Annotated in this window: 10 protein-coding genes; 7 read left to right on the top strand and 3 right to left on the bottom strand. The window is 66.2% G+C overall.

Annotated features, from left to right (window positions below):
• Positions 1 to 1,506, bottom strand: a 1,506-nt coding sequence (gene fliF / locus ACEN88_RS17790) for a flagellar basal-body MS-ring/collar protein FliF (RefSeq protein WP_413341633.1), incomplete at its 3' end; no start/stop codon positions are given.
• Positions 1,507 to 1,522: 16 nt separating this feature from the next.
• On the bottom strand, positions 1,523 to 1,870 hold the full coding sequence (locus ACEN88_RS17785; RefSeq protein WP_413341631.1) for a flagellar hook-basal body complex protein FliE: 348 nt from the start codon (positions 1,868 to 1,870) through the stop codon (positions 1,523 to 1,525).
• A 349-nt stretch (positions 1,871 to 2,219) separates the two neighbouring features.
• Between ACEN88_RS17785 and ACEN88_RS17780 the strand changes: the two genes are divergently transcribed.
• From ACEN88_RS17780 to ACEN88_RS17750, 7 genes are read left to right on the top strand one after another with little or no spacing between them, the layout of a single operon-like run.
• Positions 2,220 to 3,074, top strand: a complete 855-nt coding sequence (locus ACEN88_RS17780) for a FliM/FliN family flagellar motor switch protein (protein ID WP_413341629.1) — start codon at positions 2,220 to 2,222, stop codon at positions 3,072 to 3,074.
• A 5-nt stretch (positions 3,075 to 3,079) separates the two neighbouring features.
• Positions 3,080 to 3,445, top strand: a complete 366-nt coding sequence (locus ACEN88_RS17775) for a FliM/FliN family flagellar motor switch protein (RefSeq protein ID WP_413341627.1) — start codon at positions 3,080 to 3,082, stop codon at positions 3,443 to 3,445.
• Positions 3,442 to 4,209: a flagellar type III secretion system pore protein FliP gene (gene fliP / locus ACEN88_RS17770; protein ID WP_413341625.1), complete on the top strand. Its 768-nt coding sequence runs from the start codon at positions 3,442 to 3,444 to the stop codon at positions 4,207 to 4,209. The genes ACEN88_RS17775 and fliP overlap by 4 nt, the downstream gene beginning before the upstream one ends.
• A gap of 11 nt (positions 4,210 to 4,220) precedes the next feature.
• Positions 4,221 to 4,490, top strand: a complete 270-nt coding sequence (gene fliQ, locus ACEN88_RS17765) for a flagellar biosynthesis protein FliQ (protein WP_036235061.1) — start codon at positions 4,221 to 4,223, stop codon at positions 4,488 to 4,490.
• Complete coding sequence (gene fliR / locus ACEN88_RS17760; RefSeq protein ID WP_413341624.1) at positions 4,490 to 5,269, top strand: flagellar biosynthetic protein FliR; 780 nt, start codon at positions 4,490 to 4,492, stop codon at positions 5,267 to 5,269. Before fliQ ends, fliR begins: the two co-directional genes overlap by 1 nt.
• Positions 5,262 to 6,401 carry a flagellar type III secretion system protein FlhB gene (gene flhB / locus ACEN88_RS17755; protein ID WP_413341622.1) on the top strand — a complete coding sequence of 380 codons (1,140 nt, stop codon included), beginning with the start codon at positions 5,262 to 5,264 and terminating at the stop codon, positions 6,399 to 6,401. The genes fliR and flhB overlap by 8 nt, the downstream gene beginning before the upstream one ends.
• Entirely contained in the window at positions 6,398 to 8,494 is a 2,097-nt protein-coding gene (locus ACEN88_RS17750) for a flagellar biosynthesis protein FlhA (RefSeq protein ID WP_413341621.1), read from the top strand. The genes flhB and ACEN88_RS17750 overlap by 4 nt, the downstream gene beginning before the upstream one ends.
• Here the strand turns inward: ACEN88_RS17750 and ACEN88_RS17745 are convergent.
• Positions 8,495 to 9,180, bottom strand: a 686-nt coding sequence (locus ACEN88_RS17745) for a hypothetical protein (RefSeq protein ID WP_413341619.1), incomplete at its 5' end; no start/stop codon positions are given.

Raw genomic sequence — 9,180 nt, 5'->3', positions numbered from 1 at the left:
GTGCACGGCACCCGGCAGGGCGTTGCTTGCGCCGGCCTGGACGGTCGCCAGGTTCGGCGCGGCGGCTGCCGCTGCCTGCTGCGGTGCGACGCGCTGGTTCAGCATGCGCATCAGCGGACGCAGGACCAGCAGCCAGCCGAGCAGGGCGCCGAGCGCATACATGCCGTAGCGGACCATGTCGACGATGTTGTCGCGCTCCTGGTACCACGGCTCGACCGCGACCGGGGCCGGGAACGACAGCGCGGACACCGTCAGCACGTCGCCGCGGGTGGCGTCGATGCCGAGGCCGCCGCGCAGGATCTTGTCGATGTTGGCGATCTCGGCCGGGGTCCAGCCCGTCTTCGGCGTCGCGGCCCTGGCGTTGTTCAGCACCACCGCCACCGACAGCTTCTTCAGGCGGCCGCGCGAGCGCTTGATCTGCGTGATGGCGCGGTCGTAGGCGTACTGGCGCGTCGTCGCGTTCTTGCGTGCGCTGCCATCGTCCGCCTTGGCGTTCGGGTCTGCGGCGGCGCCGTTGGCAGCGGCATTCGGATCGGCCGGCGGATTGGCGGCGACCGGAGGACGGTTCGACAGCGTGCCCGGCACGCCCAGCGCCATGCGGCTCTTTTCCATCTCCTCGCGCATCGCTTCGCTGGTGACTTTCGGGTCTGCGCCGTATTTCTCCTGGGTTTCCTCGATCTTGTCGTTGTCGACGTCGGCCGTCACGCTGACCTTGAAGTTGTCGGCGCCGAGCACGGGGCCGAGCAGGCCGGCCACGTTGGCGCGCGCTTCATCCTGGTAGCGCTTGGCGGCGGCATCGCCCTGGGCGGCGCCATCGAAGCCTTCGGTCAGGTCCACCCGCGACGACAGGTAGTTGCCGTTCTGGTCGACGAGCGACACGCGCGCCGGCGCCAGGCCCGCGACGCTGCCCGAGACCATGTTGACGATCGCGGCGATCTGTTCGTTCGACAGCGTGTGGCCGGGCTTGACCGCCACCACGACGGAGGCGGACGACTTGTCGCCGTCGCTGGCGACGAACGACGAGGACTTGGCGATGGCCAGGTGCACGCGTGCCGAGGCGATGGCGTCCAGGGTCTGGATCGACTGCGCCAGCTCGCCTTCCAGGCCGCGGCGGAAGCGCACGTCCTGCACGAACTGCGACACGCCCAGCGGGTCGTTCTTGTCCATCAGCTCCAGGCCGGCCGGCAGCTGCGCGGTCACGCCCTTGGCGGCCAGCAGCATGCGGACCTTGCCCAGCTGGCCGGTCGGCACCATGACCTGGCCCGAATCCGGGTGGATGCGGTAGGGCACGTGCTCGGCGTCGAGCACGCTCATCATGTCGCTGGCGACAACTTTCTCGTGGGCGCCGAACACCGGTTTGTAGCCGGCCTGGTCGTTCCACATGTAGAGCATGACGGCCGCGGTGATGCCGATGGCCAGCACCAGCATCGGGGTCAGGTTCCTGGTCAGCGCGGGCGGCAGGGCCAGGCGCTTGCCGCCGAAGGCGGACTTGAGAGTAGCAATCACGATCGGTTCGTTCCCGTTACACCGGCAGCTTCATCAGCTCGTCCACGGCGCCCATCACCTTGTTGCGGACCTGCATCAGCATGGAGAAGGACAGGTTGGCCTGCTGCGACGACAGCATGGCGCCGACCAGGTCGTCGCTCTTGCCGCTGTCCACGTCGGCCATCTTCTGGTTGGCCACCTGCTGGTCCTGGTCCACGCTGACGAGGGCATTCTTCATGCTCTGCGCGAAGGAGAAGTTGCCGGTGCCATCGCCCAGGGTGGGGTGGCCGGCATTGGCCGCCGGCGCCACGCTGGCGAGGCGGTTGGCATCGTTGGAAAGGGCTGCCAGGTCGGCCCGGATCAGGCCGGCAAGTTCAGTTCCCATCGTGTTCATCGCTCCCATGCTTAAGTTTGCGGATTGTAACTTTTAGTCAATCTTGCTGCGAATGCGGTCGTTTCATTTTCTGCAAGAAACGTTGACATTTAGAAAATTGTTAAATTTTCAGTGTCGTACTGTGGCTTGGTTTCTCTCGCGGAACCGAGGAGAATAGCAGCGGTTTCGTCCGATCCCAGAGTGTAGTTTGTTTTCCCCGGCGCAGTAACCACATCTTACCGTAGGGCAATGGCGAATTCAAAGGGGAAAATCAAATGGCGTGACACAATTTCCCGGGTATAATTGTTGCCCAGAGGAATGAAAAGAAAGCATCTCTGCTTATCATTTTTTTAATTTGACCATGCCGATTGCAAACCCCGACACCACCCTGCAGCACCAAGTGCTCGACCCCTGTCTTCTAGGGCGTCCGGTACATCTGCTGCCCCAGTTTGCGGCGCGTCTCCAGGAAGACCTGGACACTGCCCTGCAGGGCAGCGCGCGCCGTTACTGGGCCGGATGGCGTCTCGAAACCGTTGAATTCGGCCGCGTGCCGCAAGAAAATAGCCTGCGCTGGATGGCCGTATTGGGTGCGTTGGGCACCGTCGCGGTGACTTTCGAGCGTGGTTTATTACTGACACTGTTGGAGCGACGCTACGGTGGACGTGGCGCCGGCGCAACTCAGCGGGACCCGCAAACCGAGCGCGTGACGGCCACCGAAGAAAGATTGGGCGTCGTACTGACGCAACAAATGGTCGATCTGTTGTATGCACGCGTCGCTGCCAATGTGGCAATGGAGGTGGCGCCGCGGCCCATCCAGGCCAATGCGGTGGTGCCTTCGGCAATGCCCGGCGAGAGCAACTGGGCCCTCCGCGTGCAGGTCCGTGATAACAACGACAACACTGGCCAGTTCTGGATCGCGCCCGACCAGCAGCTGATGGCCATGATCCTGGGCACGCTGCGCCTGGAAACTGGCCGCCCGGCCGCCGCGCGCGGTCCGGCCGAGCCCCTTGCGACCAGGCTTCAGGTCAAACTGGACGGCCGCCTGGTCAGCAAGGAAATCACCCTGGGCGCACTGTTCGACCTGAAGGTGGGCGACGTGATTCCGGTGAACGTGGGCCGGGCCGACGTCCTGCTCGACGAGGCGCGGTTGTTTACCGCCGCCGTCGCCGAGCACAAAGGCAAGCTGTGTTTAACCTCTTTTGAAGACGCCGAGTAATCAACATGAACCTGAACGATCAATTCGCTGGTGACGACATCCTCATCGACGACGAGCTGGCGGAAGAAACCGCAGAAGGCAAGCAAAGCGCGGCCGCGGCACCGAAAGCCGCGCCGCGCCTGCCGCAGATGATGCGCCGCATCCCGGTGACGCTGACGCTGGAAGTGGGTTCGGCCCGCATCTCGCTGCAGGAACTGATGGCGATCGGCCCGGACAGCGTGCTGCCGCTCGACGCCATGGCGGGCGAGCCGCTCGTCATCAAGGTCAACGGCGCCGCCATCGGGCGCGCCGAAGTGGTCGTCGCGGGCGAGCAGTACGGCCTGAAGGTGATCGATCTGGACGGCCTCAACCTGGACCTGATCGCGTCATGACGTTGCAATGCCGCGGCGCCGGTTTGCGCCGCTACGCGCCCGCCATCGCGGGCGCCGTTCTTTTGCTGGCCAGCGCAGGCGCATGGGCCGCACCGGACGTGCTGCCCGGCGTGATCCCCGGCTCGTCCAGCGGCCTCACGGTGAAGTCGCAGATCCTGGTCCTGATGACCATCCTCGGGCTGCTGCCCGTGATGGTCATGATGATGACCAGCTTCACCCGCTTCGTGATCGTGCTGTCGCTGCTGCGCCAGGCCCTGGGCCTGCAGCAGGGCCTGCCCAACCGGATCATCACCGGCGTCGCCCTGATCCTCACGCTGCTCGTCATGCGTCCCATCGGCGAGCAGGTGTGGAACGAGGCCTTCGTCCCGTACGACAAGGACAAGATCTCGCTGGAGCAGGCGCTCAAGATCGCCGAGGTGCCGCTGTCGCGTTTCATGCTGGCCCAGACGAGCAAGACGGCGCTGGCCCAGATCGCGCACCTGGCGGGCGAGCCGGCCGAGATGAAGCCGATGGACCGCGGTTTCACCGTGAAGCTGGCCGCGTTCGTGCTGTCCGAGTTGAAAAGCGCGTTCCAGATCGGCTGCATGCTGTTCATTCCGTTCCTGATCATCGACCTCGTGGTGTCGTCGGTGCTGATGGCGATGGGCATGATGATGCTCTCGCCGCTCGTCATCTCGCTGCCGTTCAAGCTCCTCTTGTTCGTGCTCGTCGATGGCTGGACCCTGACCGTGAATACGCTGGTCGGCAGCATCCACGGCATCTAGCATTCATTCCCATGACTCCTGATATCGCCGTCGACTTCGTCGTCGAAGCCCTGCAGCTGGTGATGCTGCTCGTGATGGTGCTGGTGGTGCCGGGCCTCGTGGCCGGCGTCATCGTCGCCCTCGTGCAGGCCGCCACCCAGATCAACGAGCAGACGCTGAGCTTCCTGCCGCGTCTCCTCGTGACGCTGGTGGCCCTGATCCTCGCCGGTCACTGGATGACCGGCAAACTGATGGACTATTGCGTGAGCGTGTTCCAGCGCGCCGCGACCCTGGTCGGCTGATGCTGGAAGTGTCTCACCTGCTGCTGCCGTTCATCAGCGCGCTGTGGTGGCCGTTCTGCCGCGTCATGGCGCTGCTGTCGACGGCTCCCGTCATCGGCGACGCGCTGGTGCCGGTACCGGTGCGCGCGCTGCTGTCCGTGGTGCTCGCGTTCCTGATGCTGCCGCTGACGAAAGGCGCCGTCATGCCGGATCCGTTCTCGCTGGCCGGCGTCGTCGTGATGATCGAGCAGGCCGTGATCGGCGGCGTGATCGGCCTCGCCATGCAGCTGACGATGGCCGTCGTGAACATGCTCGGCTTCCTCGTCTCGAGCCAGGTGGGCTTTTCGATGGCGCAGATGAACGACCCCATGAACGGCCAGCAGTCGGACGTGATCTCGGGCCTGCTGGGCCTCGTCGCAATCCTCGTGTTCTTCGCCGTCGACGGCCATCTCGTGCTCGCGGGCGTGCTGGGCCAGAGCTTCAAGGCGTGGCCGGTCGGCGGCGGCTACAAGAGTCTCCTGCTGGAGACGGTGGCGCTGAACGTGGGCTGGGTGTTCTCGGCCGCGATCCTGCTCGCGCTCCCGATCGTGTTTTCGACGATGGTCGTGCAGATCGGCTTCGGCTTCCTGAACCGGGTCGCGCCGTCGCTGAACCTGTTCTCGCTGGGTTTTTCGCTGGTGACGCTGTTCGGCCTGATGATGCTGGTGCAGGTCGTGCGCTTCATCCCGGAACACTATGTGCAGATGACGAACCAGGTGCTGGAGATGCTCCAGCAGCAGATGGGGGCGGCGCATGGCTGACAATACCGGCGGCGACAAGTCGGAAAAGGCGTCAGCCCAGAAGCTCAAGAAGGCGCGCGAGCAGGGCCACGTCGTCCGCTCGAAGGACCTGGCCACGGCGGTCGGGATCCTGGTGAGCCTGAAGCTGTTCGCGTTCCTGCTCCCGGACTACCTGGAGTCGTTCCGGTCGCTGTTCCGGCTCGTGTATGCGCCGCTGGGTGCGGCCGGCTCGATGGAAAACGCGATGACCGTCGTATGGAGCGGCGCCGCCGTGCTGCTCGTGAAGATGGTGCTGCCGCTCGCCGCCGTGCCGCTCGCGATCGTCGCCGCGAGCCTCGTGCCGGGCGGCTGGGCCGTCTCGACCAGCAACCTGGTGCCGAAGTTCGACCGCTTCTCGCCCGTGAAAAACCTGGGCAACCTGGCGTCCGGCAAGCACTGGACGACGTTCGCGACGTCGGTGGCCAAGGCGGCGCTGCTCGCCGTGGTGCTGGTGCACGTCGTGCGCTCGGCGCTGTCGGCGTGGGTCAACCTGCAGCGCATGCCGCTGTCGGACGCGCTGCTGCACGGCGCAAGCATGATGTTCGACGGCCTGATGGCGCTCGTCGCCGTGTTCGTGCTGTTCGCGCTGATCGACGTGCCGCTGCAGACGTTCCTGTTCGCCCGCAGCCAGCGCATGAGCAAGCAGGAAGTGAAGGAAGAATACAAGAGCACCGAGGGCAAGCCCGAGATCCGTGCGCGCATCCGCCAGCTGCAGCAGCAGATGGCACGCCGCAACGTGAACAAGACGGTGCCGACCGCCGACGTGGTGATCGTGAATCCCGAGCACTACGCGGTCGCGCTGAAGTACGACACCAAGCGTGCGGAAGCGCCGTTCGTGGTGGCGAAGGGCATCGACGAGATGGCCCTGTACATCCGCTCCGTCGCGGCCAAGCACCAGATCGAGACGATCGCCTTGCCGCCGCTGGCACGTGCCATCTACAACACCAGCCAGGTGCAGCAGCAGATTCCCGCCGCGCTGTACCAGGCGGTGTCGCAGGTGCTGAACTACGTGCTGCAATTGAATGCGTTCCGTGCGGGTCGGCGCCAGGCCGCCCCGCGGTTCCCGAATGACGTGGCCGTGCCGGCCGCTTTGAGTGAGGTATCCCCGACATGAATTTCCTGAACAGCTTGATGCTCGAGCTGCGCCGCCAGAAGATCGCCACGCCGGCGTTCCTGCTGACGCTCCTGGCGATGATCATGCTGCCGTTGCCGCCCGCGGTGCTGGACGTGCTGTTCACGTTCAACATCGTGCTGGCGCTGATCGTGATCCTGACGTCCGTCTCGACCAGGCGGCCGCTGGACTTCTCGGTCTTCCCGACCGTCATCCTCGGCACCACGCTGCTGCGCCTGGCGCTGAACGTGGCGTCCACGCGGGTCGTGCTGCTGCACGGCCACGAGGGCACGGGCGCGGCGGGCCACGTGATCGAAGCCTTCGGCAACGTCGTCATCGGCGGTAACTTCGTCGTCGGTATCGTCGTCTTCGTGATCCTCATGATCATCAACTTCGTCGTCGTGACGAAGGGTTCGGAACGTATCTCCGAAGTGTCCGCGCGCTTCACGCTGGACGCGCTGCCCGGCAAGCAGATGGCGATCGACGCCGACCTGAACGCGGGCCTCATCAACCAGGAACAGGCGCAGCTGCGGCGCAAGGAAGTGGCGGCGGAAGCGGACTTCTACGGCGCGATGGACGGTGCCTCCAAGTTCGTGCGCGGCGATGCGATCGCGTCGATCCTCATCCTGCTCATCAACATGATCGGCGGCGTCGCGATCGGCGCGGTGATGCACGACCTGTCGTTCGGCGACGCCTTCCGCCAGTATGCGCTGCTGACCATCGGCGACGGCCTCGTGGCCCAGGTGCCGGCGCTGCTGCTGTCGGCCGCGGCGGCGATCCTCGTCACCCGCATCAGCGATTCGGGCGAATTCGAACAGCAGATCGGCGGCCAGCTGCTGGCCAATCCGAGCGTCCTGTACTCGGCCGCCGGCGTGATGCTGATCCTGGCCATGGTGCCGGGCATGCCGTCGCTGTTCTTCATGGCGTTCGCCGCGGCCATCGGCTACGTCGCCTGGAAGCTGGCGCGCGAAGAAGTGAAGCCGCCGGACGAATCGGGCGTGGCCGCCATCGAGGCCGCGCTGCGCGACGACCGCGTGCCGGAACTCGACTGGCAGCAGCTGCCCGTCGTGCAGCCGATCTCGATCACGGTCGGCTACAAGCTCGTGCACCTGGTCGACAAGGCGCAGGGTGAGGTGCTGACGAAGCGGATCAAGGGCGTGCGCCAGAGCCTGTCCGAGCAGATGGGTCTCCTGCTGCCGGCGATCGGCGTGCGCGACGACCTGACCCTGCGCCCGAACCAGTACGCGATCGCGATCAACGGCACCGTCGTGGCCGAGGGCGAGGTCGTGGCGGAATGCCTGATGGCGATCCCGTCGCCGAACGTGTACGGCGACATCGACGGCATCCCCGGCATCGAACCGGCGTTCGGCATGGCCGTCACGTGGATCGATCCGGAGCAGAAGGCGCACGCGCTGGGGCAGGGCTACCAGGTCGTCGAGGTGCCGAGCGCGATCGCCACGCACACGTCCAAGGTCGCGCGCGACTACATGGCGGAGCTGTTCCGCCACGAGGACGTGCCGGCGTTGATGGAACGCCTCACCGCGCTCTCGCCGAAGCTGGCCGGTGCGCTGGACAAGGCGCTCACGCACACGCAGCTCTTGCGCGTGTTCCGCGTGCTGCTGGCCGAGAACGTGTCGCTGAAGGACATCGTCGTGATCGCGACGACCTTGCTGGACAGCTCGGAAACGACGAAGGATCCGATCCTGCTCGCGGCCGAGGTGCGCTGCGCGCTGCGCCGCCAGATCGTGTCCGGCCTGTACGGCAAGAAGAAGGACATGCCCGCGTTTAACCTGTCGGGCGAGCTGGAAAACATGCTGCTCGGTTCCCTGAACCAGGCGCGCCAGAACAACGGCGGCAAGGTCGTGCTGGACAACTATCCGATCGATCCGCAGCTGCTGCAGCAACTGCAGCTGAACATGCCGGTGGCACGCGAGCAGATGAAGCAGCATCATACGCCGCCGCTGCTCCTGGTGCTGCCGCAGATCCGCCCGCTGCTGGCCCGCTACGCGCGCCTGTTCGCGCCGGGGCTGCACGTGCTGTCGTATAACGAGATTCCCGAGAACCGGGAAGTCTCGATCATCGGCACGGTCGGCTGATCAGGCGCCGGCCTCCGTCGGCAGCAGCAGCGCCAGTTCCGCCATCGCGCGGAACACGGGCAGGCTGAGGGCGGCCGCCGCCTCGGTCGACGGCAGGCGCGCGTGCACCCGGCCTTCCGGCAGGGCGTCGTTCCAGGTCCAGCCGAGCACGCGCAGGCCCGCGCGGCGCACGGCGTCTTCCAGCTGCGGCTGCAGGGCGCGCAGGTGCAGCAGGGTGCCCGGATCAAGCGTGCACACCTCGAGCATGACCCCATCGGCCAGCGGCTCCGCCTGCACCGTGACGACGGTGCCGTCGGCCAGCACCAGCTCCAGGCGCAGCGCGGCACGGCGCCGGCGGCGCTGTGGCTTTTGCGATTGTTCCTCTTCCCCGATCACGCGCAGGTGCTGTGCCTGCGGTCCGCCCGCATGCACGGTGAACCGCCAGGCGTCGGGCGGCAGGGCCGCGAGATCGGCCTGGCGCAGCACGCGCGCATCCAGCCCGCTCTGCAGCAGCGCGCCCGGCAGCGACTGGCCCGACTGTTGCCGGGACGCCTGCACCGCGCGCGTGACGAGCTGGGTGCCGTAGTTGCGCACCATCCCGCGCCACGACGTGGCGAGCGCACCGCCGTCCGGACGCGGCCAGGTCAGCTGGCGCGCCATCACGACCTGGTCGGGACGCATCGCCGCGGCATCGGGCAGGGCATCGC

This window comes from Massilia sp. CT11-108 (assembly GCF_047302915.1).
GTDB lineage: Bacteria > Pseudomonadota > Gammaproteobacteria > Burkholderiales > Burkholderiaceae_D > Telluria > Telluria orientalis.
Note: the sequence above shows the minus strand (reverse complement) of the source record. Positions and strands in the feature narration are given on the sequence as shown.

Bases quoted from the DNA above. Each gene is read 5' to 3' on its own strand.
- ACEN88_RS17785 (WP_413341631.1), bottom strand. From the start codon at position 1,870: ATGGGAACTGAACTTGCCGGCCTGATCCGGGCCGACCTGGCAGCCCTT.
- ACEN88_RS17775 (WP_413341627.1), top strand. From the start codon at position 3,080: ATGAACCTGAACGATCAATTCGCTGGTGACGACATCCTCATCGACGAC.
- flhB (WP_413341622.1), top strand. From the start codon at position 5,262: ATGGCTGACAATACCGGCGGCGACAAGTCGGAAAAGGCGTCAGCCCAG.
- fliQ (WP_036235061.1), top strand. From the start codon at position 4,221: ATGACTCCTGATATCGCCGTCGACTTCGTCGTCGAAGCCCTGCAGCTG.
- fliP (WP_413341625.1), top strand. From the start codon at position 3,442: ATGACGTTGCAATGCCGCGGCGCCGGTTTGCGCCGCTACGCGCCCGCC.
- ACEN88_RS17780 (WP_413341629.1), top strand. From the start codon at position 2,220: ATGCCGATTGCAAACCCCGACACCACCCTGCAGCACCAAGTGCTCGAC.
- ACEN88_RS17750 (WP_413341621.1), top strand. From the start codon at position 6,398: ATGAATTTCCTGAACAGCTTGATGCTCGAGCTGCGCCGCCAGAAGATC.
- fliR (WP_413341624.1), top strand. From the start codon at position 4,490: ATGCTGGAAGTGTCTCACCTGCTGCTGCCGTTCATCAGCGCGCTGTGG.